Below are 22,806 nucleotides of genomic sequence, written 5' to 3'. Positions count from 1 at the left end.
ATGCCGAGACGCTCTATCGCGACCTTGCCGGGCAGTTGACCAGTCCAGGCGAACTGGCGCTGCTCGCTGTCCTTGCCGAAAAGCAAGGGAACCATTTCATGGCGCTGAAAATCGGCAAGATCGCCGGGGCGCGCGGCATTGATGTCGGCGCATTGTCGCATCCGCTCGGCGTCATTCCCGATTCGGCCGACATTTCCGGCTCAGGCAAGGCGCTGGCCTATGCGATCGCCCGCCAGGAAAGCGAATTCAACATCGGCGCCGTGTCGAGCGCCGGCGCGCGCGGGCTGCTGCAGCTGATGCCGGGAACCGCAAGGCAATTGGCGAAGAAGGCCGGGCTGCAGTTTTCGCAAACACGGCTGACCACCGATGCCGGCTACAACGCGACGCTTGGTTCGGCCTTCCTCGGCGAACAGCTCGACCGCTTCAACGGCTCCTACGTGCTGACCTTCGCCGGCTACAATGCCGGCCCCAACCGGGCCAGGCAGTGGGTGGGCAGATATGGCGACCCGCGCGGCAAGGACATCGACGCGGTCGTCGACTGGATCGAGCGGATTCCCTACACGGAAACAAGAAGTTACGTTCAGCGCGTGATGGAGAATTACGAGGTCTACAAGATGCGTATTTCCGGCAAATACGACATTGTCGGGGATCTGGTGAACGGGCGGAGTTGAGCCTTTCTGTCCTTCTCCACTTGTGGGAGAAGGCAAGAGCGCCTTTTATTGACCATCCCTGCCCTCGCCTGTAGCTGTCCAGATTGATACAGTGAGGTCGCACATTCCGATGGCAAGCGAGCAGCTTTTTTCCGACTTCTTCTACAGCGCACCGGACGGGTTAAAACTCCATGCGCGCGTCTATGGCGAGGCCAATTCCGGACCCTGGCCGGTTGTCTGCCTGCCTGGCCTGACCCGCAATGCCAGGGATTTTCACGAGCTGGCGCTCTATCTGTCGACGCATGCGGCAACTCCACGAAAGGTCATCGCCTTCGACTACCGCGGGCGCGGGCAGTCAGCTTATGATCCCGACGTCAAAAATTACAATGTCGGCGTGGAGGCCGGCGACATTCTCGCCGGGCTGGCGGCGCTGAACATCGGAGAAGCGGCCTTCATCGGCACCTCGCGCGGGGGATTGATCATCCATGTGCTCGGGACGATGCGGCCATCCGTCCTGAAAGCCATTGTTTTCAACGACATCGGACCGGTGATCGAGACGGCCGGACTTGCCCATATCCAGTCTTATCTCGAGCGCGACCCGGCACCGAAAACCCTCACACAGGCGACCGCCGCCCAGCGCAGCGTGCATGGCGAAGACTTCTCCGCCCTTGCCGGCGCCGATTGGGATCGGATGGTATGGGCTCTCTACCGCGAAACGGATGGTGGGTTGGTGCCGGATTTCGATCCGAAGCTGGTGGATACCGTTGCGAGCCTCGATCTGACGCAGAAGCTGCCTGATCTATGGCCCCAATTCGAGGCGTTGGCCGCCATCCCGTTGCTCGCCATACGTGGCGCCAATTCGAGATTGCTGTCCATAGATACGCTCAAGCAGATGAGAGAGCGCCATTCCATGATGGAGGCGATCACTGTCGAGGGCCAGGGCCACGCGCCGTTCCTCGAGACTGGCAGCCTACCGGGCTACATAGCCGCCTTTCTCGATCAAGCCGAGCGGAAGAAAATCCCGAAGTAAATCCCATGACCAAACAAGGTCACGGGATAGCTACGATAGTATAGGCAGAATTCTTCAGCCTACTTGGCTTTTGAGCTTTTCCGAGTCGCTTTCGGCGACTCCTTTGCCGTGGCTGCCTCGCCCCTCTGTTTTCGCTCTGCCGAAGAAGTCGTCATAACGGGTGATGAAAACACAGAGCCTTCCGTGCTGCCAGCCGGCTGAGTCGATCGAGGTGTCTCCAGCACGATGACACAGCCATCGAGATCGTTGGTGGCCAGATGCGCGTAGCGCATCGTCATCGACAGCGTCTGGTGGCCGAGCCACATCTGCACGCGCCTGATGTCGATGCCGCCCTGGACAAGACGCGAGGCGCAGGTATGGCGCAGTATGTGCGGCACCACCTGATCGTCGGCGCCGAGGCCGACTTCGGCCTTCGCGTCGTTCCAGATGGCACGGAACTGTGCCTGGCTGAGCTTGGTGAACGGTCCTTTTGGCCGGCGACCCTCGGTGGGAGGCAGCTTGATGACCTCCTTGACCCGCTCGGTCATTGGAATGGTGCGGCTGCGGCCGGATTTGGTGATCCAGAAGGAGACGCGATGCTCCTGGATATCGTTCCAGATCAGCCCGAGCGCCTCGCCGAGACGGCATCCGGTGTCGACCAGGAAGACGGAAAGCCTGTAGGCATCCTCGTTGCGGTTCTTGATGGCGGCGAACAGGCGCGCCTCTTCGTCCCTTTCGAGGAAGCGAATCCGACCCGCCCGCTCCTTCTGGCGGCGGAACTCGGGCAGGCTGTGGATATCTCCCATCTTGTGAGCCTTGCGCAGCAGTTTGCTGAGGGCAGCCATCTTTCGATTGATGGTTGCGTTGCTGTTGCCGCGCTGGCGCAAGGTGCCGATAAGGTTGTCCAGGGTACTTTGGTCAAAGGCGCTGAAACGCTCCCCAAGGAGGATCTCGTCTATTTCGCCGATGAACGAGCTGACATTATACTTATGCCGCCCATCATCCCATAATATGTCCCGATATGCTGAAAAAAGATCTCCGACCCGATGCGATTTTACTTCTCTAATCTTGTTGTAGGTGTATCGAATCTTCGGACTTTGAGAAGAAAACATCGAAAAATGATCAGAGGACTCGCCCTCTTGAATCGCTTCGTTCGTCATCATTTGCCACACCCCCGAGTGGGATAGGTCAGCCCTACCCGCTTGGAAGCGTCCTTTCAAGAGATTTTAATCACGCAGTTGTGATTTCATCCGCCCATCAGCGGATCCCACGAAACCACCCCACGGATTTATTCAGCTACCGTTACCCCCATCCTTCCGTTTGCCTTAATCCAGTCACGAAACAAAAACAGCCCGGGCGTTTGCGCGCCCGGGCTGGATTTCACCTGTAAGGAACCAGCCCTTAGAACGAGCGCTGGAAGCGGAGCACGCCGCCGATGCCGTCGTAGCTTTCGTGCCAGTCGCTATCAGCGGCGTTCACGTAGTCAACTTCGCCGGTGATGGTGAAGCCGGGAACGATGTCGTAGGCAATGTTGGCCGCGAGGCCGAACTTCTTGCCGTCGTCATAAGAGGCCTGCACGTTAAACGAGGTCTTCTCGTTGAACTTGTAGCTGCCACCACCCCAGATCGCCCAGCTTCCGTCCCACAGCTTGAAGAAGTTGTGGCCCGTGTTCGGATCCAGGAAGTCGTCGTCACTTCCGTAGCCGGCCATCAAGAACAGCGACAGTTCGTTGGTAGCGTTCACATCCAAGCGAGCCTTGCCGGCCCATGCTTCGTAGTTGCTGTCATAAGCAGCAACCGCGGTGATGGCGCCCCAGCCCTGCGTGTACTTCACACCGCCGACGACATGCGGAACGTAGCTATCGATCGTATCGTCGCCAGACCCTTCTTCGAGCGAGACCACCGCCGAGAAGCCGTTGCCAGCATCGAAGTAGTACTGGATGACATTGGTGTCGAACGTGCCGTAGGGAACCAGCGTATCCTGGATGACGTTGCCGGCGTAACCGACGAACGTATCGAAGGCCGATTCGTCTTTACCAACGCGGAGACCACCAAGCTGAATCCAGGCGAAGTTCAGCGAGATGCCCGAATTGCGAGCCTGCCAGTTGTCTGGATCCGTCGGGCCGTCGGTAGCATAGTCACCTGACGTGTTGCCGAAGTTGAAGCGCGTCTCGGTGTAGGTCTTCAAGGTGCCGAGTTCGGTTTCCTGGCCGGTCCAGGTCTTCAGCGTGAAGCGAGCCTGCTTCCAATAAGTGTCGTTGGTGTCGCCAGCGTCCAAGTGATCCGGAACGTTGTTGACGCCGTCGAATGAAGCCGCATCGCCCACGCCGATGTCATAACGGACATAGCCGCCGATGCGCAGGCAGGTCTCGGTGCCGGGGATGTAGAAGTAGCCAGCGCCGTAGACGTCGCAAATCTTGACGTATTCAGCGGGTTCCGGCTCGGCGACGACGACGGCGTCGGCGGCGCGCGCACCGGAAACTGCGATCAGGGCCGCAGCGGAGCCGAGAAGAAGGCTCTTGATGTTCATTTTCTGACCTCCAGTCAAAAGTTAAAAAACGGGTCTGGGTATTCTTTGCTGAAGGACAGCGTTCCCTGCCCCATCCCCACTACCGAAAAAGATGCGCACCGCGCCGCTCCTTCGAAATCGACATTACTCATGGGACGGCGGCGTTCAACCACGATCGTACCGGTGAAAGGGCTGCCTGGCTGCTATCCCCTGGCGTTGTTGCACAAATGACACGATTTGGCCTCACTCAGAAACCTCTCGTTAACCATCAGGCCACTGCAACCCCTTGTTTGCCGGCGAATCCGGCGATGGACCGACGGAATCATGGCGAGTTCCCGAGTCGCTAGCCAGAAACAACCGCAGAACCGCCACATCCATGGAAGATCGCGGTTCGGCGCCTTCTTATTTTTGCATATAATGATGCGGGCTTGTTGATTGTGCCGGCGCTTTTCTTTATCCACCGGCGCAACGGAGAGGTGGCCGAGTGGTCGAAGGCGCTCCCCTGCTAAGGGAGTAGAGGTCAAAAGCTTCTCGTGGGTTCGAATCCCATCCTCTCCGCCACCCTACGCCCTGCGGGCTTCGGGTGGCAGGCCACCCGGAACCGCATTTTGGGCGTAGGAGTGTCGCCCGAAGCTACGAAGTAGCGTAGGGGGACCATGTGGTACGTCTACTTCCTGCAGCTCCATAACGGCGATATCTATGTCGGGTCGACAAACGACCTTCGACGCCGTTTCGAATCGCATCGTTTGGGCCAGGTGACTTCCACCAAGGCTTATCTGCCCGCAGCCTTGAAGACCTATATCGCGGTCGAAACCGAGGCCAACGCACGGCAACTCGAGCGATATTTCAAGAGCGGATCGGGCAAGGCTTTCGCGAGCAAACGGTTTTGGCGAACAGAGCCCCGCTGAAGGCCTTTTTCCCTATCCATCTGAAATAGAAAGAAAAAATGCCCTGAGAGCTGGGTTTTTGCGACCTCCGCACTCGATTCTGACTGGAGGTCAGAAAATGAACATCAAGAGCCTTCTTCTCGGCTCCGCTGCGGCCCTGATCGCAGTTTCCGGTGCGCGCGCCGCCGACGCCGTCGTCGTCGCCGAGCCGGAACCCGCTGAATACGTCAAGATTTGCGACGTCTACGGCGCTGGCTACTTCTACATCCCCGGCACCGAAACCTGCCTGCGCATCGGCGGCTATGTCCGCTATGACGTCGGCGTGGGCGACGGCGGCTCGTTTGACGGCGTCAACCATGTTACGGATCACCAGCACGGCGACGACGACTCGACCTACTGGAAGAACACCCGCTTCACGTTGAAGACCTGGACCGGCCAGGAAACCGAGCTCGGCACGTTGAAGACCTACACCGAATACCGCATCAATTTCGGCAACAGCTACGGCGACTATGACGACGGGCACACTATCGCTGCCAATGGAGCGGGTGGTTGGCAGGCTCGAAACAAGGGCAGCGCCCTGGAATTCGCCTGGATCCAGCTCGGCGGTCTGCGCGTCGGTGCTGACGAATCGGCCTTCGATACGTTCATCGGCTACGCCGGCAACGTCATCAACGACACGATCGTGCCCTACGGCAATTTCCAGACCAACGTGATCCAGTACTACTTCGATGCAGGCAACGGTCTCTCGGCCGTGGTTTCGCTCGAAGAAGGTTCCGGTGAGGTTGGCACCATCGACAGCTATGTTCCGCATGTCGTCGGCGGTCTGAAGTACACGCAGGGCTGGGGCGCCATCACTGGTGTTGTGTCGTATGACAGCAACTACGAGGAAGTCGCCGGCAAGGTTCGCCTGGACGTGAACGCCACCAACGAACTGTCGCTGTTCTTGATGGCCGGCTACGGCACCGACGACAACCTCAACGATCATACCAACAACATCGACGCGCTCGGCCGCGGCTTCTACAAGCAGTGGGGCGGCAACTGGGCTCTGTGGGGCGGTGGCACCTACAAGTTCAACGAGAAGACCTCGTTCAACCTGCAGGCGTCGTATGACGACTGGAAGGATATCGGCGTCGCGGCGAACGTCGCCTACACCGTTGTTCCTGGCCTCACGGTCACGGCCGAAGTCGATTGGCAGCAGGTCGGTCAAAAAGCCTTCGACAACGACTCCGCCTGGGTCCTGGCAACCAAGAAGAACAACGTCGGCGGTCTCCTCCGCTTCCAGCGCGATTTCTAATCAATTTCGCCTTGTCGAAATCGAAACCCGGCGGGCGACCGCCGGGTTTTTTCATGCCGGGTTTTCATTGGCTCACCAAAATGCGGCGACGCCGCCCCCGAGACCGAGCCCCTGCACTTCTTGAAGGTTGCGAGCGGACAATAGCCAGCTGACGAAGCCGAGCCCTGACAGTTCCGGCAATCGGGTCTATTCGCCAGTCCCCCAGCGCCGGAGCTTTCGCGGCTGGATCAATTCCCAGCCAAATCACCCAAGCCATCGATCAGCGGTTGGATTGCGCTGCCATAGTTCTTCCAGCGACTGACGGACGAGGTGTAGATCGGTTGTCGAACCTGCCAGCGGCTAAACGTGTTCACCGCACCGCCCTTGTCAAAGAATCGCAGGCAGGCGTCGTCCCATGGCAGTCCCAGATGGTCGATCAGGCGGCGCGATTGGCCTTCCTGGTCGGAGACCATGTCCTCATAGCGGTTCTGCAGGATTTGCCCTGGAAAAATCTTGCCCCAATGACCCATAAGCCGGTCGTACTCGCGATAATACAGTCCGAGCGTATGGAGGTCGGCGTTGTAGATATTGTCCTCGTTGAAACTCAGGAAATAGCACGAGATGCAATTGTCGATGGCATCGCGACGGCAGTGAATGATTTGTGCCTTGGGAAACAGGATCCTTATAAGGCCGATAAGCTCAAAATTATGCGGCAGCTTGTCGACTATCCGCCGCGCGTCGGGCGATCGTTGCCTGATATGGGCGAGATATTCATCGGCCAGGGACTTCGACTGTTCAACAGTCATGTCCAGGATAGATCTACGCAATTCCTCCGGCGAGCGCGTTTTCGGCGCCAGCCTGTTTGTGATGCGCCGGAGCTTTGTCAACTCGCCGGCTCCATGCACGTCGGGATGGCTAGCAAGGATCTGCTCGGTCAAAGTGGTGCCTGAACGCGGCATGCCAAGCACGAAAACAGGCACGTCCGATGTGCTTCCATGACCTGCCTTGGCGGCCAGCATCCGGGGGTCGAACAGTTCGATCATGAAATCGACGCTGCGCCGATAGGAGTCCATGTCGAAGCGGCGGGTTGACAGTTCCTTTGCCTGGCGGAAATGGCCGATCGCCCCGTCGTAGCGCCCGATATCGTTCAGTATTTTCCCGGCCGCATGGTGGAACTGCTGTGTGCTTTTCCTGTCGAGTCCCGGATTTTTCAACTCGGTCAGAATGGATTTCAATTCCGCCGGCTCTTCAGCGAATTTTCGGATGCTGGCCAGGCCGTTGTAGGCGGCCGCGATATCCTGACGGTGGCCGATCGCCTCCTTCATATATCTCGCCGCCTCGTCCATCCGACCGAGGCTTACAAGCGCATTGGCCAGTCCCATTCGAATGGCGGAACGGCCGCTGTCGATTTCAAGCGCTTTCTCATAAAGCGGCACCGCAGCGTCGGCCTTGCCGAATTCGGTGTAGGCGCGGCCAAGGGCGCAAAGCGCCTCCACCCAGCCGGCTTTCAACTGGCAGGCAACCTCAAAATGCCGGATCGCATCGGAATGTTCGCCGACCTTCAAATAGGTTTCACCCAGCGTCAGGTGATAGTGCGGATTTTGAGGTGCTTCCCTCACGGCCCTCTCAAAACATCGAATGGCCATCTCGTCATCCAGATCGAGCGCAAAGGTGCCCAGCAAGTACAAAGCAAGAGGATGTCGGGGATTGCGCGCCAATACGCGCTGGCAAAGCGCCTCTGCCTCCGCCAACCGATCTGCCCGCTGAAGGTTGAGGGCCTGCCTGAGCAGTGCGTCATCTGCCTGCGCGCGCGGCACTGGTTTCGCGGTCGGTTGCACGATTTTCTGCTGAGAGATTTTGGGGCCAGCAGGGCCCTTGAGATGCTTGGACCAGGCTGGTGGCAATCGATTGCTCATGGTGTCTGGCTAACAAAAAGAGCCACAGGAATCCAGCGTTCTGACCTGCCTCGCGGCAACGTGCACTAACCAAACAGGATTCTAGAGGGCAGTTTCAAAGCGAGCTAACGCGGCTCGTCCTGGCATCTCGGGCAGTGCCGTTTGTCGCCTCAAAGCACGGAGCACGATAGCGGGCCGCGCTTTCGCCCTTACTGGCGCCAACGAAAACAGCTCGAATACGGTACAGATTAATCAGAGTTCGGCCAGATCGCCGAGGGCCTCTATCAGCGGCCGAATCCTGCCTTCATAATTTTTCCAGCGCTTGATCGACGAGCCATAGATCGGCTGGCGTACCTGCCAGCGGCTCAGCGTCCTGACGGAGCCGGCCTTGTCGAAGAAGCGGAGGCAGGCGTCATCCCATTCGAGCCCAAGATGATCGATCAGGCGGCGGGATTGTCCTTCCTGGCTGGAAACAAGATCTTCGTATCGGTTCTCAAGAATCCGCCCAGGCAACACCGTATGCCAATGACGCATTAATCGGTCATACTCCCGATAGTATAGTCCAAGACACGTTAAATCGCTGATGTAAGCGTGATTTTTATTCAGGTTGGAGAATAACAGCGATAAACAATTATCAACAGCATCCCGCCGGCAATGGATAATGCGAGCGTTCGGGAAGAGGATTGCGATAAGGCCAATAGCCTCGAAATTGTGCGGCATCTTATCGATAATTCGCGCCGCGGAGGGCGCATAAAGACGCAGGTTGGCGAGGTAGTCCTCGGCAAAAGTCCGGGATTGCTGGATCGTCATCGACCGGAGGTTTTTTCCAAAGGGCTCTTCCGATGTCTTCGTCAGACCGCTGGCTGCCGCTATACGTCTCAGCTTGGTGAGTTCGCCGGCTCCATGGACATCCGGATGACTGGAGCAGATTTGCTCGGTAAGCGTCGTGCCTGAGCGTGGCATTCCCAAGACGAATACGGGGGTTTCGGACGGATCGCCATACTTCGCCGCGCTCGTCAAAAACTCCGCGCTGAACAGCCGGATGATGGAATCAACACGCCTGCGGTAGAGTTCGATTTCAAAATCGTCGTGGGGCTTAACAGCCTTCGCCCTCAGAAAATGGTCCATCGCTTCATCATAGCGGCCAAGATCATTCAGGATCTTGCCTGCCGCAAGATGAAGGGCATATGGTTGGTCGTCCGAGGCTGCCGGGTTGGAAATTTCACCGAGAATCTGTTTGAGTTCCGGCGGCTCCTCGGAGAATTTGTGGATGTTAACAAGAGCCTGATAGGCATCCGCAACGTCAACTCGACGGTCTATGGTCTCTTTGAGATAGCTGGTCGCCTCGTCCATACGTCCAAGGTTGATAAGGACGCTCGCCAGGCCCATTCGGACCGTCGGGTGGTCTCGATTGATTCCGAGTGCCTTCTCATAGACCGACAAGGCGATATCTGCCTTGTCAAACTTTCCATAAGCATCTCCTAGTCCACGGAGAGCTTCTACCAGATCGGGCTTCAGTTCACAGGCGCGCTGCAGATGCCTAATCGCTGGAGGATAGTCACCGATCTTCAAATAGGCTTCGCCCAGACTAAGTTGATAATAAGGATTGTTGGGCTCCTGGTCGGCCGCCCGAGCAAAATACCTAATTGCCAACTCGTTGTCGACACCAAGCCCGAGCGTGCCGAGTATGTAGAGGGCCAATGCGTGGTTAGGCTTGCGGGTCAGAACGCGATGGCATAGCTCCTCTGCTTCAGGAAGCCGCTTGGCCTGCTGAAACTGGAGCGCCTGCCTCAGCAGCATGTCGTCGTTCACCGCAGGCGGCTGCGGTTTCGCTTTCGGCTGCGCGGTCTTCGGCTGCGCGGTCTTCGGCTGCACGATTTTCGGCGGCGCGATTGTCGGCCCGGTCTGTGCCTTCAGATGCTTGGACCAGGCTGGTGGCAATCGATTGCTCATCACGTGTCGCTAGCAAAAAGGGACGAAAGAATCCAGCGCTACGGATCTGCCCGGCGGCAACTTGCACCGACCCATCCGGCGCGCTAGCAAGAAGGCCCTTTCAAGCGAGCTTCCGCCATGCACCAGCGCCCTCCCCTCATGCCGCTCATCGCAGCGCTTCCCTCGACGGTGCCGTTTGTCGGCCCCGAAGCACAGGAGCGCGAGCGTGGCCGCGCTTTTCGCGCCCGCATCGGCGCCAATGAGAGCAGCTTTGGTCCCTCGCCGCGCGTCATCGCCCGCATGGCCGAGATCGCCGGCGACATGTGGATGTATTGCGATCCCGACAATCACGATCTGAAGGTGGCGGCGGCCGCGCATCACGGCGTAAAGACAGAGAACGTCGTTGTCGGCGAAGGCATAGATGGCCTGCTCGCTCTGGTGGCACGCATGTATGTGGCACCCGGCGATGCTGTGGTCACCTCGCTCGGCGCTTATCCGACCTTCAACTTCCACATTGCCGGTGTCGGCGGGCGACTGGTGACGGTCCCTTACGAGAACGACAAGGAAAGCCTGGACGGCCTGCTGGCGGCGGTGCGCAGGGACAAGGCGCCGCTGGTCTATCTCTCCAACCCCGACAATCCGATGGGTAGCTGGTGGGAGGCGAGCGAGATCATCCGCTTCATCGAGGCGCTGCCGCAAACCACCATGCTGGTGCTCGACGAGGCCTATGGCGAACTCGGACCGGCCTCGGCGCTGCCGCCGATCGATATCTCCAGGCCAAACGTCATCCGCATGCGCACCTTCTCGAAGGCCTACGGGCTGGCGGGCATACGCTGCGGCTATGCGATCGCTGAGGCCCAGGTGATCCGCGACTTCGAGAAGATCCGCAACCACTACGGCGTCAGCCGCATGGCGCAGATCGCCGGCGTCGAGGCGCTCGCCGATCAGGACTATCTGCAAAGCGTGGTGGCGCGGGTCGCGGCCGGCCGCCGACGCATCGCCGGCATTGCCGAAGCGAACGGGCTGAAGCCACTGGCGTCGGCGACCAATTTCGTCACCATCGATTGCTGCGGCGATGGCCCCTTCGCACTGAAAGTTCTGCAAGGCCTGCTGTCACGCGACGTCTTCATCCGCAAGCCGATGGTGCCACGGCTCGACCGCTGCATCCGGGTCAGCGTCGGCCTCGATCACGAGCTCGACATTTTTGCCGAGGAACTTCCCGGTGCTTTGGCGGCGGCGCGGGGCAATTAGGATACCGCTGGCGCGCAACCAGCAGCAAAAGCCGCCTACAAATCCATTTCCCAGGTCTGGCCGGTCAGATCCTTGCCGAAGCTGCGGTGGTGCTCCTGCGAGACCAGCCTGAAGCCGGCACGTTCGTAGATCGCGCGCGCCGCAACGAGGATGTCGTTGGTCCACAGAACCAGCTTGGTGTAGCCGCAAGCCCGGGCCTGGTTCACGCATTCCGCGACCAGTCGTTTGCCGATGCCGAGGCCGCGCGCCGACGCCTCGACATGCAGCATTCTCAGCTTTGCCACCTTGTCGTCCTGATGGACCAGGAACACGGCACCGACCGACTGACCGCCGCGCTCGGCGATCCAGCAGAAATCGCGGCCAGGCACGAAGTTGCGAATGAAATCGGCGCCGATCTCGGCGAGCATGGCCTCGAACTCGATCGTCCAGCCATATTCCTCGGCATAAAGTTGGGCCTGGCGCTGCACGACCCAGCCGACATCGCCGACGCGATGCGGCCGCAACGTCACCTCGCCGCTTTCACGGGTGGGATCGCCCAGCAACTCCCCCGCCTTGCGCAAGGCGCTGCGCAGTTCATGCAACCTGTCGTCGGGTACGCTTTCGATCAGCCGCGCCGTGTCCCGATCGGCCGCCGCCTGCAGCCTGGCAAGCGCTGCCTCGCCCCTTGCGGTCAGCGAGAGGACCCTTCGGCGCCGGTCAGCCGGGTCCGTTCTGGCCTCGGTCAGCCCCTGGCCCGCGAACTTGCGCAGGATCCGCGTCAGATAGGCGGCATCGACACGCAACTGTCTCGATATTTCGGAGGCCGCCGGGCCATTCTCCAGCCGAAAAGCCCCAACCAGGAAACCTCGCTCGCCGGCGATTTCGGCGGAAGCCGGGTTGCTGCGGTGACCCAGTTCGAACAGCACGCGCGCCTCGGTCAAAGTGAATGCACTTTGTGTCAGCGTCTCGTCGAGAAGGCCGACAGTGCGCGTGTAGAAGCGATTGAAGCGCCGGACATCGGCCACCAATGCGTTGCGTTCGTCCAACATTTGCGGCCAGCTCCTAATAAAGCAGTTCCATTTTCCTAAATTAGTGGACTGAGTCAATTAAATTCAAGGCCAGAAGGCCAGCTAAAGCCGGAAGGCCCAGCTATTGCGTCCGCGCGCAGGTTGCATTCCTCAGGCCGTGCGCCAGATTCAACGAGACAGGCTTGGAGAGATTCATGGCTGGTCATCGCAGGAAAGTGCACGCACGCGTCTACGGTAACGTGCAAGGCGTCGGCTTCAGAGCCTGGGCCCGGGATGAGGCCACGGGCCTTGGTCTTGCGGGCTGGGTTTGCAATGAAGCGGATGCGTCCGTAACGGCCGAGATCGCAGGCCTCGATGAGGCGGTCTCGACAATGATCGAGCGCCTCTGGAAAGGGCCGGCCGGGGCTTTGGTTTCCAAGGTCGACGTCGAGGAGTTGGAGGCAGAAAACGCCTCTGTTGGGTTCAGGATCGTGGCATGAAGGCGGATTTGGATTGAGCGCCTTGAATTAATTAAACGTTCGTTTTATTATTGCTCCGCAGAGGAGCTGACATGGCACGCACCGCCGGGTCTGATGGCGAAAAGACCGAAGCGACCATTCGTGAGGCGGCGGTCAATCTGATCGCGCGTTTTGGCTACGAGGCGATGTCGATGCGACAGCTCGCCGCCGAGGTCGGCGTACAGGCGGCCGCGCTCTACCGCTACTTTCCGACCAAGGAAGAGCTTCTGTTCACGCTGATGCGCGAGCACATGGAAGGTTTGACCGAAGCGTGGGAAACAGCTCGCCCGGTTAATGCGGATCCCGTGCAGCGGCTTTCGGCCTATGTCGAAAACCACATCACTTTCCACATCGAGCGACGGCACGCCACGCATGTGTCGAACATGGAATTGCGCAGCCTGTCGCCGGAAAGGCTGACGCAGATCCTGCGCATGCGCACTGCCTACGAGAAGGAGCTGCGCACCATCCTGCGCGACGGCGCCGAGACGGGCGCCTTCAGCATCGACGACACCGGACTGACCGCCATGGCGCTGATCCAGATGATGACCGGCGTCATCGTCTGGTTTCGGCCGGGCGAACGGCTGTCGATCGGCGAAGTGACCACGAGATATCTTTCAATGACAATGCGGCTCGTCGGCGCGAAGATCGACGCCTACAGCGCCGCGCGTCCCTTCGGACGCGCAAAGGACGCTGCAGCATTTTGATTCGCGCATGATCCCTTTCCGAAAATCAAAGTCGATTTTCGGGGTCATGCGCAGGGAGGAGAAAAATGTACACCAACACGCTCAGCTTCGGGCATGACGAGGAGATCGAGGCGCTGCGCGACATGGTGCGGCGCTTTGCCCAGGACCGGATCGCGCCGATCGCCGCCGACATCGATCGCTCGAATGAATTCCCGGTGCATCTGTGGGGCGAACTCGGTGCGCTCGGCCTGCTCGGCATCACCGCCGACCCCGATTTCGGCGGCAGCGGCATGGGCTATCTCGCCCATGTGATCGCCGTCGAGGAGATTTCGCGCGCTTCGGCCTCGGTCGGCCTCTCCTACGGTGCCCACTCCAACCTCTGCGTCAACCAGATCAACCGCTGGGCGACGCCGGCGCAGAAGGAAAAATTCCTGCCGCCACTGTGCTCGGGCGAGCGAGTCGGCGCGCTGGCGATGTCGGAATCCGGCGCCGGCTCGGACGTCGTCTCGCTGAAGCTGCGCGCCGAAAAGCGCAATGATCGCTACGTGCTCAACGGCACCAAGATGTGGATCACCAACGGGCCGGACGCCGAGACGCTGGTGGTCTATGCCAAGACCGATCCGGACCAGAAATCGCGCGGCATCACCGCCTTCATCGTCGAGAAGGCTTTTGCCGGATTTTCCGTGGCGCAAAAGCTCGACAAGCTCGGCATGCGCGGCTCCAACACCGGCGAGCTGGTGTTTAGGGATGTCGAGGTGCCCTTCGACAACGTGCTGCATGAGGAAGGGCGCGGCGTCGAAGTGCTGATGTCTGGCCTAGACTATGAGCGCACGGTGCTTGCCGGCGGCCCGATCGGCCTGATGGCGGCGTGCCTCGACGTGGCAATCCCCTATGTGCATGAGCGCAAGCAGTTCGGACAGGCGATCGGCGAGTTCCAACTGGTGCAGGGCAAGCTGGCCGACATGTACACGACGCTGAATGCCGCGCGCGCCTATGTCTATGCCGTCGCCGCCGCCTGCGATCGTGGCCAGACGACGCGAAAAGATGCCGCCGGCTGCGTGCTGTTTGCCGCCGAGAAGGCGACGCTGATGGCGCTCGACGCCATTCAGCTGCTTGGCGGCAACGGCTACATCAACGACTATCCAACCGGCCGCCTGTTGCGCGACGCCAAGCTCTACGAGATCGGCGCCGGCACCAGCGAAATCCGCCGCTGGCTGATCGGCCGCGAGATCATGGCGGAGGGGGTGTAGGTATGGCCACGTTGCAAACCCAGATCTCCCCCTCCTCCGAAACCTTCCGTGCCAATGCCGAGCGCATGCGGGCGCTGGTCGCCGACATTGCGGAGAAGGCTGCCACCGTCGAGCTCGGCGGTTCGGAGGAAGCGCGTGAGCGCCATGTCTCGCGCGGCAAGCTTCTGCCGCGCGAGCGCCTTGCGCAATTGCTGGATGTCGGCTCACCCTTCCTCGAGATCGGCCAGTTCGCGGCATGGTCGATGTATGGCGAGGAGATCTCTTCGGCCGGCATGATCGCCGGCATCGGCCGCGTCGAAGGCACCGAGGTGATGGTCGTCGTCAACGACGCCACCGTGAAGGGCGGCACCTATTATCCGCTGACCGTGAAGAAGCATTTGCGGGCGCAGGAGATCGCGCTGCAGAACAATCTTCCCTGCATCTACCTCGTCGACAGCGGCGGCGCCAATCTGCCCAACCAGGACGAGGTGTTTCCCGACCGCGAGCATTTCGGCCGCATCTTCTACAACCAGGCCAACATGTCGGCATCAGGCATTCCGCAGATCGCCTGCGTCATGGGTTCGTGCACGGCGGGCGGCGCCTATGTGCCGGCGATGTCCGACGAGACGATCATGGTGCGCAATCAGGCAACCATCTTCCTCGGCGGCCCGCCGCTGGTGAAGGCGGCGACGGGCGAGGATGTCAGTGCCGAGGATCTCGGCGGTGCGGATGTGCACACCAGGCTTTCCGGTGTTGCCGACCACTATGCGCTGGACGACGACCATGCCCTCGCCATCTGCCGGCGCATCGTCAAGAACCTGAATCGGAACAAGACTGTAAGCCTGAACTCTAGGAGAGCGATTCCGCCGCTTCATCCGGCGGATGAACTTTATGGCATCGTGCCGACCGACCTGCGCCAGCCCTATGACGCGCGCGAGGTCATCGCGCGCGTCGTCGACGGTTCCGAATTCGACGAGTTCAAGCAGAATTACGGCACCACGCTGATCACCGGCTTTGCCCATCTCCATGGCATGCCGGTCGGCATCATCGCCAACAACGGCGTGCTGTTTTCCGAAAGCGCGCTGAAGGGCGCGCACTTCATCGAACTGTGCTGCCAGCGCAAAATTCCATTGGTCTTCCTGCAGAACATCACCGGCTTCATGGTCGGTCGAAAATATGAAGCAGGCGGCATCGCCAAGGATGGCGCCAAGCTGGTGATGGCGGTTGCCACCGCCAGGGTGCCGAAGGTGACTGTCATCATCGGCGGTTCGTTCGGCGCCGGCAATTACGGCATGTGCGGCCGCGCCTATTCACCGCGCTTCCTGTGGATGTGGCCGAACGCCCGCATCTCGGTGATGGGCGGCGAACAGGCGGCAACGGTGCTTGCCATGGTCAAACGCGAAGGCATCGAGCGCAAGGGCGGAGAATGGAGCGCCGAGGAAGAGGCGAAATTCAAGAAGCCTGTCCTGATGAAATACGAGCATGAGGGCCATCCGCTCTATTCGTCCGCACGCCTCTGGGACGACGGTATCATCGATCCTGCAAAGACGCGCGACGTGCTGGCGCTCAGCCTGTCGGCCGCGCTCAACGCCGAAATCGAGGACACGCGCTTTGGCGTGTTTCGGATGTGAGAATGGACGGTCAACTTCGACAGCCAAACGGCGGAACTATACCGGCAGGCCGTTGCTGCCGTGTGAAAAGGCTGAACTGTATGGACCAAGCGATTCGCCAGTATAGGCGGCTTCGAATCTCAAACAGTGAACTGGCGGGGGGGCAAAATATTCGCTACTGTTTATCCAGCATGGGGCCATGGGGACGGGCTGGAAATGAAACTGAAATATTGCCAGGGGACGGCTGCTTCGATACTTTCCGCATTTCTAATATTAACGGCGACCGGCATCAGCTCGGCGGAATCGCTCGCAGGACGCAAGGGAGACGTGCGTTTTCCGCCGACCTTGGGTTCAGGCGAATGCAACGTTGCCTACAAGGGTTACGTCGCGGCGAGCGGCCATTCGGCCTACGCCACAACCTTTTATTCGCGCGTTGTCGACCTCTACATCATCTGCGGGACGAAGCTCAACGCGCCGTCCCAGAAGGCGGCGGAAGAGACGGCGCTGCGCAATTGCCAGGCCGGCTTGACACGGTGGAAGCTCAAGACCGCGAGTGGCGGCTGCGCAATCTCGTCATCGAAATAAGCAACCGGCCGAGACTTTTTTGCGAATGGGGGAAGCAGAATGAAATCCGGGACCTGCAAACGAGCAGCCACCCCCATAGTGGCAGGCTTGCTGATGGTGGCGGCCTCCACCGCTGCCATGGCCGGATCGCTGGCAGGCAGCAAGGGCGACGTGCGCTACCCGGTGACCATTCCTATAGGAACCACCGGGGGCTGCGGGAAGGCCTATGCAGCGTATCTCGCAGCCGCAGGCCATTCGGCTTTCGCGGCGACGCCAATCGTTCCGGCGACCGAGTACTTCGTTTGCGGCGTGAAGCTGAATGCATCGTCACAAAAGGCGGCGGCGGAACTGGCACTGAAATCCTGTCAGGCCAGCAAAAGCAAATACAAGGTTACCGTCGCCGGCGCCTGCAGCATCGCCGCGTCCAAATAGACCGGAAAGCGCCCGGTTTTTCTCCTTGGGGAAGACAAAATGAAATCCACGAATTCCAAGCGAACAGCCATGGCGATATTGGCTGTATTGCTGGTGTTCGCAGCATCCGGAGCGGGCATGGCCGGCTCACTGGCGGGAAGCGAGGGAGACAAGCGTTTCCCGCCGTACCTGCCGCGAAATCCCAAGGATCCCTGCACCAAGGCCTACAAGGCCTATGTCGCGGCCGGTGGCCATTCAGCGTACGCAACCACTCCCTACGCACGGATAATGTCGTCGTACATAGTTTGCGGCGGCCACCTCAACGCACCATCTCAAAAGACGGCCGAAGAGTTGGCGATGAAATCCTGTCAGTCCACCCGCGGCCACTACAAAGTCACGACCGGCGGCAGTTGCGAGATCGCGGCCTCGAAGTAGGTACAGCCGACCGCAAGGTAGAGCACTTCCCTGGTAAGGGAGAGGTTTACTCCGAGGGCTTAAAAGGCTCGCGGGACAGCACCCCCCTCTGTCCTGCCGGACAGAGGGGGGTGTTCAAGCGCCATGCTTCCCATGGACTTCGAACCTTACATGCGGAGGCTCCATGTTCGCCAAGATCCTGATCGCCAACCGCGGCGAGATCGCTTGCCGTGTCATCCGTACGGCTCGGAAGCTGGGCGTGCGTACCGTCGCCATCTATTCGGATGCCGACGCAAAATCCCTGCATGTCGAGATGGCCGACGAGGCGGTGCATATCGGCGCCTCGCCCGTCGGCGAAAGCTATCTGCGCGGCGACAAGATCATCGCGGCGGCCCTGGCAACGGGTGCGCAAGCCATTCATCCCGGCTACGGCTTCCTGTCGGAAACTCCCGATTTCGTCGACCAGGTGACAGCGGCGGGGCTTATTTTCGTCGGCCCATCCGCGGCCTCTATCCGTGCCATGGGGCTGAAGGACGCCGCCAAGCGGCTGATGGAAAAGGCCGGCGTGCCGGTCGTGCCGGGCTATCATGGCGAGGCGCAGGAGATCGTGCTGCTTGCCTCCAAGGCGCGCGAGATCGGCTATCCAGTGCTGATCAAGGCGCGCGCTGGCGGCGGCGGCAAGGGCATGCGCCGGGTCGAGCATCCCGATGAGTTTTCCGAGGCGCTGTCCAGCGCACGGCGCGAGGCGAAAGCCGCGTTCGGCGACGACCGTGTGCTGGTCGAAAAATATGTCGACAAGCCGCGCCATATCGAAGTGCAGGTCTTCGGCGACAATTTGGGCAATGTCGTGCATCTCTACGAGCGCGACTGCTCAGCGCAGCGCCGCCACCAGAAGGTGATCGAGGAATCGCCGGCGCCCGGCATGACGCCCGCTTTGCGCAAGGCGATGACGGAGGCGGCAGTGAAGGCCGCCAAGGCGATCAATTATTCAGGCGCCGGTACCATCGAGTTCATCGTCGATGCCTCGCAGGGCCTGAAGGCTGACCGCTTCTGGTTCATGGAGATGAACACCCGTCTGCAGGTCGAGCACCCGGTCACCGAAATGGTCACCGGCACCGACCTGGTCGAGTGGCAGTTGCGGGTCGCGTCAGGCGAAAAGCTGCCCAAGACGCAAAGCGAGATCGCGCTCGTCGGCCATGCCTTCGAGGCGCGCATCTATGCCGAGGACGCGGCAAAAGGGTTCCTGCCGGCGACCGGTACGCTGCATCATCTGAAATTTCCGGATGCGGCCCCGCAAGGCGCCACGATGCGCATCGAGACTGGCGTGCGAGCGGGTGACGCCATCTCGCCCTATTACGACCCGATGATTGCCAAGCTGGTCGTCCACGCAACGGACAGGCAGGCGGCTCTCGAAGCTCTCGGTGCAGTGCTGTCGCGAACCGAGGTCGCCGGCTCGACCGTCAACACCGCCTTTCTTGCCGCTCTCGCCGCCGATCCGGATTTCGCCGCAGGCGATGTCGACACCAGCCTGATCGCCAGGCACCAGACGGCGCTGACCGAGGTCGCGCCGCCGACTGGCGAAACCATCGCTGCCGCGGCCGTTGCGGCCTCCGGCGCCGGAGTATCGCCGTCACCCAACGATCCGTGGTCGTCGCTTGCCGGTTATGCGCATTTCCACAGCGTGGCGCGACGCACACGATTGAAGTTTGGCGAAGACGAAATCGTGGCGAAAGTTTCGGTGCGGCATGACGGGCGGTTCCAGGTGACGCTGGACAAGCCCTATGACGACACCAATTCGCGTGATTTTCGCTCAACACCACGCCTCGCCCGCTGGCCAGGCCACATCACCGTGTTCGAAGGCGCCGTCGGCTACACCTTTACGGTGCCGGACCCGCTGGCACGGGCCGACGAGGCAGCGGCGGGTTCAGGCAGCCTGCGCGCGCCGATGCCGGGACTGGTCAAGCTGGTACGCGTGGGAAAGGGCGATGCCGTGATCAAGGGCCAACCGCTGCTGATCCTGGAGGCGATGAAGATGGAACACACCATCGCCGCGCCGCATGACGGTGTGATCGCCGAGATTGCCACCGAGGGCGCGCAGGTGACCGACGGGACAGTGCTGGTGCGATTCTTCGAGGAACAAGCTATCTCGATCGCTGTAGCCAGCTGACGGTTTGAAGGTAAACAACAAAATGGCCGGGACGAACCCGGCCATTTCTCTATGCTATTCAGTCGCCGGGCCGGCGATTACTGCGCGATCGGCGCATATTTTCCGTCATGCCACTGGTTGATGTCGTAGCTGGCATTCTTGAGATCGCCCTTCTCGTCGAAGGTGACATTACCGACGACGGTGCTGATCGGCGTGCCGTTCTTCAGCGCCTCGGCAACCTTGGCCGGATCGTCGCTGCCGGCACGCTTGATGCCTTCGGCGAATGCCTGGATGGTGGCGTATGAGAACAGCGTGAAGCCCTCCGGCACGAAACCGCCGGCCTTGATCTTCTCGACGGCTGCCTTGGCTTCCGGCTTTGCCTGCGGATCCGACGGGAAGACGAACATGGTGCCCTCGCCGGCCGGGCCAGCGACCTGCCAGAATTCCGGCGAGGCGATGGAGTCCGGCATGATCAGCTGGAACTTCAGGTTCTGTTCCGCCGACTGACGCAGGATCAGGCCAGCTTCAGGATGGTAGCCGCCGAAATAGACGACGTCGGCTTTCAAGTCCTTGAGCTTGGTAACGAGAGCCGAATAGTCCTTCTCGCCAGCGTTGATGCCGTCATAGTAGACCTCCTTGAGGCCGCCGGCATTCATCGTTGCCCTGACGGCGTCAGCCACGCCCTGTCCGTAGGCGCTCTTGTCGTGCAGGACGACGACATTCTTGCCGGCGAACTTCTTGGCGATCCATGGGCCGATGAAGGCGCCCTGCGCATCGTCACGCGTATAAAGGCGCATGATCGTCGGCCAGCCGGCCTTGGCGGCCGCGTCGGTCAGCACCGGGTTGGAAGAAGCCGGGCTCATCATCAGCGCGCCGGCTTCGGCATAGACGGCCGAGGCCGGAATGCTCGAACCCGAGCAGGCATGGCCGTCGATGAACTTGACGCCATCGGCGACGACGCGGTTGGCAACCGACACCGCCTGCTTGGGATCGCACTGGTCGTCTTCGATATCAAGCTTGATCATCGAGCCGTTGACGCCGCCTGCGGCGTTGATCTCATCGGCAGCGGCCTGTGCGCCCTGCTTGAACTGATCGCCGATGGTGGCGAGCTGTCCGGTCATCGGGCCAATCACCGCAAAGGTGATATCGTCGGCGAATGCGACCGGCGTGCTCATCATCAGGCCGAATATGGCCGCGTTCAAAATACTCAATTTTTTCATGATGGTAGAACTCCTCCACTCACGCGCGGCCGCCCCGGCCACGCTTCTTCCAGAGAGGCGGGACAATTTCATCCTTCATTCGGCCTGTCTAGGCGCATTGGCGCCGCTCGATTGGGCCTGCAAGACGTCATCCACGCAAAAAGCCACGCCAGCCTTGTTCCGGCTGGTCGTGGCTTTTTTGCCCGTCGAGCAATCTCCAGGCGCCCCCGCCCTAAAAATCCCGCTCAGCTTCCCTGTGTCGCGCACGACTGGGCCTTGCGGCCTGCCGCGTTCTTTCTCTTGCCCTCGTGACCGTCTTGCGCGGCCTTCAATTTCGCCGGGTCCGGCCGTCTGTGCGGCCTTGATCCCGGAGCTTCCCTGTCTTCGATAGGCCCGTCTGCGATTGGCAGATTTCAGTGCATGGTCATCCATTCGCGGGCTTCGCGAAGCGCCGTGGCGATCTCGACCTTCGACATGGCCGCTGATAGTTCCGAGCGCAGTTCCGCGGCGCGGGCCGAGCCCTTGATGGCGGCGATGTTGAACCATTTGTGGGCGGCAACGACATCGGTCTCGCAATCGCGGCCGGTCGCATACATCATGCCCAGTTCGAAAAGGATGTCGGCCTGGGCAGTTGCCCCCATGGCGCCGAAACCTGCTTCAAGCATTTCAAAACGTGCCATTTCAATCCCCTGTTTCCGGCCCCTGTCAGGCTCCCGAGAGCTGCCTTCTTTCGTCCTTGGCGGCTGCTCTTCCGATGCTTTCGAGAATGCCGTGCAGGCTTGAATCCGTCGTTAAATGGCGTGCTTAATTTGAGGAAAACAAAGCTAAAACAAGAGGTAAACGCGGAAATTCGTTAAGGATACAAAGCCAGCAATTCAGCCTGCTTGCGTCAAATTTGACGAAAATTTCCCGATGCCAAGTCAAGACTCCGCTAACCACAGGAGACAAAGGCGATGCGCCGATCGTTTCATTTCCTTGGCCAGGAGGCGCATTCGGGGCCCTTCAAAATCCGAAAGTCTTCCGTTGCGGCACCGCTTTTGTTTTGCCGGGAGCTGGATTAGCTTACGTTTGCGTAAGCGGCAGACCGAGGCGGAGCATCCGGCCGGACATCTAAAGGGAGGAAGACATGTTTCGAAGAGTGAGCCTGGCCCTTGCGGCCACATTGATCATGGCCGGTGCGGCCTGGGCCGATCCGATCGAGGGCAATTGGAAGACGCAGGCCGGCGACACCGCAGCCATCGCTGGCGGCGGCTCGTTTTCCATCACGCTCAAGTCCGGCAAATATGCCGGCAAGACCATCGGCTCCCTCAAGGCGACGGGCGACAACAAATATGCCGGCAACATCACCGATCCGGCAAACGACAAGACCTATTCGGGCAAGGCGACATTGTCGGGCACCTCTCTCAAGATGAGCGGCTGCGTGCTCGGCGGGCTGATCTGCAAGAGCCAGACCTGGCACAAGCTCTGATCGAGCGCATCTTTCCGACCTGATGACGGGGCCCCGACGGGCCCCGTCAGGCTGCTGACAAACCCCTGGCATTTGCCGGGGGTTTTTGATTCACTGGGTCATGTTGAAGCGACCCGCCCCTGAACAGACCGCGCTCGAGATGGTAACGCTGGATCAGTTGGTTCCGGCTGATC

General features: G+C 60.3%; 21 protein-coding genes and 1 tRNA gene. 15 read left to right on the top strand and 7 right to left on the bottom strand.

Annotated features, from left to right (window positions below; translation table 11 throughout):
• Together EN955_RS24440 and EN955_RS24435 are read left to right on the top strand one after the other, a co-directional pair.
• On the top strand, positions 1–671 hold a 671-nt coding region (locus EN955_RS24440; protein ID WP_164769904.1), incomplete at its 5' end, for a lytic transglycosylase domain-containing protein.
• A 109-nt stretch (positions 672–780) separates the two neighbouring features.
• Positions 781–1,680 (top strand): alpha/beta hydrolase, encoded by a 900-nt coding sequence (locus EN955_RS24435; protein ID WP_024503076.1) that lies wholly within the window; start codon positions 781–783, stop codon positions 1,678–1,680.
• A gap of 59 nt (positions 1,681–1,739) precedes the next feature.
• Here EN955_RS24435 and EN955_RS24430 read toward each other — a convergent pair whose 3' ends face one another.
• Positions 1,740–2,822, bottom strand: coding sequence for a site-specific integrase (locus tag EN955_RS24430; RefSeq protein ID WP_024503077.1), 1,083 nt, complete (start codon positions 2,820–2,822; stop codon positions 1,740–1,742).
• Positions 2,823–3,060: 238 nt separating this feature from the next.
• Complete coding sequence (locus EN955_RS24425) at positions 3,061–4,188, bottom strand: porin (RefSeq protein ID WP_024503078.1); 1,128 nt, start codon at positions 4,186–4,188, stop codon at positions 3,061–3,063.
• 449 nt (positions 4,189–4,637) lie between these two features.
• Between EN955_RS24425 and EN955_RS24420 the strand changes: the two genes are divergently transcribed.
• From EN955_RS24420 to EN955_RS24410, 3 genes are all read left to right on the top strand, one after another.
• Positions 4,638–4,728, top strand: a tRNA-Ser gene (locus EN955_RS24420).
• A gap of 95 nt (positions 4,729–4,823) precedes the next feature.
• Positions 4,824–5,075, top strand: coding sequence for a GIY-YIG nuclease family protein (locus tag EN955_RS24415; protein WP_024505909.1), 252 nt, complete (start codon positions 4,824–4,826; stop codon positions 5,073–5,075).
• A 97-nt stretch (positions 5,076–5,172) separates the two neighbouring features.
• Positions 5,173–6,348, top strand: a complete 1,176-nt coding sequence (locus EN955_RS24410) for a porin (RefSeq protein WP_024505738.1) — start codon at positions 5,173–5,175, stop codon at positions 6,346–6,348.
• Between the two features lie 227 nt (positions 6,349–6,575).
• Here the strand turns inward: EN955_RS24410 and EN955_RS24405 are convergent, their stop codons facing one another.
• Together EN955_RS24405 and EN955_RS24400 are read right to left on the bottom strand one after the other, a co-directional pair.
• Positions 6,576–8,243, bottom strand: a complete 1,668-nt coding sequence (locus tag EN955_RS24405) for a sulfotransferase (RefSeq protein ID WP_024505737.1) — start codon at positions 8,241–8,243, stop codon at positions 6,576–6,578.
• A 231-nt stretch (positions 8,244–8,474) separates the two neighbouring features.
• Positions 8,475–10,175 (bottom strand): sulfotransferase, encoded by a 1,701-nt coding sequence (locus EN955_RS24400; protein ID WP_024505736.1) that lies wholly within the window; start codon positions 10,173–10,175, stop codon positions 8,475–8,477.
• A 117-nt stretch (positions 10,176–10,292) separates the two neighbouring features.
• On the opposite strand from EN955_RS24400, the gene EN955_RS24395 reads away from it, so the two are divergent.
• A complete protein-coding gene (locus tag EN955_RS24395; RefSeq protein ID WP_024505735.1) occupies positions 10,293–11,405 on the top strand; it encodes a pyridoxal phosphate-dependent aminotransferase in 1,113 nt (370 codons plus the stop codon).
• Between the two features lie 35 nt (positions 11,406–11,440).
• Here EN955_RS24395 and EN955_RS24390 read toward each other — a convergent pair whose 3' ends face one another.
• The gene (locus EN955_RS24390) at positions 11,441–12,433 is read right to left on the bottom strand and encodes a helix-turn-helix domain-containing GNAT family N-acetyltransferase (protein ID WP_024505734.1); all 993 of its coding nucleotides are present in this window, start codon (positions 12,431–12,433) and stop codon (positions 11,441–11,443) included.
• Positions 12,434–12,606: 173 nt separating this feature from the next.
• Between EN955_RS24390 and EN955_RS24385 the strand changes: the two genes are divergently transcribed.
• The 8 genes from EN955_RS24385 (at position 12,607) to EN955_RS24350 (ending at position 19,987) form a co-directional block, all read left to right on the top strand.
• Positions 12,607–12,891: an acylphosphatase gene (locus EN955_RS24385; RefSeq protein WP_024505733.1), complete on the top strand. Its 285-nt coding sequence runs from the start codon at positions 12,607–12,609 to the stop codon at positions 12,889–12,891.
• A gap of 71 nt (positions 12,892–12,962) precedes the next feature.
• Positions 12,963–13,613: a TetR/AcrR family transcriptional regulator gene (locus EN955_RS24380; protein ID WP_024505732.1), complete on the top strand. Its 651-nt coding sequence runs from the start codon at positions 12,963–12,965 to the stop codon at positions 13,611–13,613.
• Positions 13,614–13,678: 65 nt separating this feature from the next.
• Positions 13,679–14,842 (top strand): isovaleryl-CoA dehydrogenase, encoded by a 1,164-nt coding sequence (locus tag EN955_RS24375; protein ID WP_024505731.1) that lies wholly within the window; start codon positions 13,679–13,681, stop codon positions 14,840–14,842.
• Positions 14,843–14,844: 2 nt separating this feature from the next.
• A complete protein-coding gene (locus tag EN955_RS24370; RefSeq protein WP_024505730.1) occupies positions 14,845–16,452 on the top strand; it encodes a carboxyl transferase domain-containing protein in 1,608 nt (535 codons plus the stop codon).
• A gap of 126 nt (positions 16,453–16,578) precedes the next feature.
• Positions 16,579–17,016 carry a hypothetical protein gene (locus EN955_RS24365; RefSeq protein ID WP_338101299.1) on the top strand — a complete coding sequence of 146 codons (438 nt, stop codon included), beginning with the start codon at positions 16,579–16,581 and terminating at the stop codon, positions 17,014–17,016.
• Between the two features lie 39 nt (positions 17,017–17,055).
• Positions 17,056–17,427 carry a hypothetical protein gene (locus EN955_RS24360; RefSeq protein ID WP_013532610.1) on the top strand — a complete coding sequence of 124 codons (372 nt, stop codon included), beginning with the start codon at positions 17,056–17,058 and terminating at the stop codon, positions 17,425–17,427.
• Positions 17,428–17,466: 39 nt separating this feature from the next.
• A complete protein-coding gene (locus tag EN955_RS24355) occupies positions 17,467–17,841 on the top strand; it encodes a hypothetical protein (RefSeq protein ID WP_024505729.1) in 375 nt (124 codons plus the stop codon).
• A 163-nt stretch (positions 17,842–18,004) separates the two neighbouring features.
• On the top strand, positions 18,005–19,987 hold the full coding sequence (locus EN955_RS24350) for an acetyl/propionyl/methylcrotonyl-CoA carboxylase subunit alpha (RefSeq protein WP_024505728.1): 1,983 nt from the start codon (positions 18,005–18,007) through the stop codon (positions 19,985–19,987).
• Positions 19,988–20,064: 77 nt separating this feature from the next.
• Here the strand turns inward: EN955_RS24350 and EN955_RS24345 are convergent, their stop codons facing one another.
• Both EN955_RS24345 and EN955_RS24340 read right to left on the bottom strand, forming a co-directional pair.
• Entirely contained in the window at positions 20,065–21,186 is a 1,122-nt protein-coding gene (locus tag EN955_RS24345; protein ID WP_024505727.1) for a branched-chain amino acid ABC transporter substrate-binding protein, read from the bottom strand.
• Between the two features lie 392 nt (positions 21,187–21,578).
• Positions 21,579–21,845: a sel1 repeat family protein gene (locus EN955_RS24340; RefSeq protein ID WP_013532614.1), complete on the bottom strand. Its 267-nt coding sequence runs from the start codon at positions 21,843–21,845 to the stop codon at positions 21,579–21,581.
• A 446-nt stretch (positions 21,846–22,291) separates the two neighbouring features.
• On the opposite strand from EN955_RS24340, the gene EN955_RS24335 reads away from it, so the two are divergent.
• Positions 22,292–22,633, top strand: a complete 342-nt coding sequence (locus tag EN955_RS24335; protein WP_013532615.1) for a DUF2147 domain-containing protein — start codon at positions 22,292–22,294, stop codon at positions 22,631–22,633.
• Positions 22,634–22,806: the final 173 nt, after the last annotated feature.

Origin of the sequence: Mesorhizobium sp. M7A.F.Ca.CA.001.04.2.1 (assembly GCF_003998485.1) — a bacterium.
Classification (GTDB): Bacteria; Pseudomonadota; Alphaproteobacteria; order Rhizobiales; family Rhizobiaceae; genus Mesorhizobium; species Mesorhizobium ciceri.
Note: the sequence above shows the minus strand (reverse complement) of the source record. Positions and strands in the feature narration are given on the sequence as shown.

What these genes read in the sequence shown, in the direction of transcription:
- EN955_RS24435 (WP_024503076.1), top strand. Translation starts at nt 781, where the DNA reads ATGGCAAGCGAGCAGCTTTTTTCCGACTTCTTCTACAGCGCACCGGAC.
- EN955_RS24430 (WP_024503077.1), bottom strand. Translation starts at nt 2,822, where the DNA reads ATGATGACGAACGAAGCGATTCAAGAGGGCGAGTCCTCTGATCATTTT.
- EN955_RS24425 (WP_024503078.1), bottom strand. Translation starts at nt 4,188, where the DNA reads ATGAACATCAAGAGCCTTCTTCTCGGCTCCGCTGCGGCCCTGATCGCA.
- EN955_RS24415 (WP_024505909.1), top strand. Translation starts at nt 4,824, where the DNA reads ATGTGGTACGTCTACTTCCTGCAGCTCCATAACGGCGATATCTATGTC.
- EN955_RS24410 (WP_024505738.1), top strand. Translation starts at nt 5,173, where the DNA reads ATGAACATCAAGAGCCTTCTTCTCGGCTCCGCTGCGGCCCTGATCGCA.
- EN955_RS24405 (WP_024505737.1), bottom strand. Translation starts at nt 8,243, where the DNA reads ATGAGCAATCGATTGCCACCAGCCTGGTCCAAGCATCTCAAGGGCCCT.
- EN955_RS24400 (WP_024505736.1), bottom strand. Translation starts at nt 10,175, where the DNA reads ATGAGCAATCGATTGCCACCAGCCTGGTCCAAGCATCTGAAGGCACAG.
- EN955_RS24395 (WP_024505735.1), top strand. Translation starts at nt 10,293, where the DNA reads ATGCACCAGCGCCCTCCCCTCATGCCGCTCATCGCAGCGCTTCCCTCG.
- EN955_RS24390 (WP_024505734.1), bottom strand. Translation starts at nt 12,433, where the DNA reads ATGTTGGACGAACGCAACGCATTGGTGGCCGATGTCCGGCGCTTCAAT.
- EN955_RS24385 (WP_024505733.1), top strand. Translation starts at nt 12,607, where the DNA reads ATGGCTGGTCATCGCAGGAAAGTGCACGCACGCGTCTACGGTAACGTG.
- EN955_RS24380 (WP_024505732.1), top strand. Translation starts at nt 12,963, where the DNA reads ATGGCACGCACCGCCGGGTCTGATGGCGAAAAGACCGAAGCGACCATT.
- EN955_RS24375 (WP_024505731.1), top strand. Translation starts at nt 13,679, where the DNA reads ATGTACACCAACACGCTCAGCTTCGGGCATGACGAGGAGATCGAGGCG.
- EN955_RS24370 (WP_024505730.1), top strand. Translation starts at nt 14,845, where the DNA reads ATGGCCACGTTGCAAACCCAGATCTCCCCCTCCTCCGAAACCTTCCGT.
- EN955_RS24360 (WP_013532610.1), top strand. Translation starts at nt 17,056, where the DNA reads ATGAAATCCGGGACCTGCAAACGAGCAGCCACCCCCATAGTGGCAGGC.
- EN955_RS24355 (WP_024505729.1), top strand. Translation starts at nt 17,467, where the DNA reads ATGAAATCCACGAATTCCAAGCGAACAGCCATGGCGATATTGGCTGTA.
- EN955_RS24350 (WP_024505728.1), top strand. Translation starts at nt 18,005, where the DNA reads ATGTTCGCCAAGATCCTGATCGCCAACCGCGGCGAGATCGCTTGCCGT.
- EN955_RS24345 (WP_024505727.1), bottom strand. Translation starts at nt 21,186, where the DNA reads ATGAAAAAATTGAGTATTTTGAACGCGGCCATATTCGGCCTGATGATG.
- EN955_RS24340 (WP_013532614.1), bottom strand. Translation starts at nt 21,845, where the DNA reads ATGGCACGTTTTGAAATGCTTGAAGCAGGTTTCGGCGCCATGGGGGCA.
- EN955_RS24335 (WP_013532615.1), top strand. Translation starts at nt 22,292, where the DNA reads ATGTTTCGAAGAGTGAGCCTGGCCCTTGCGGCCACATTGATCATGGCC.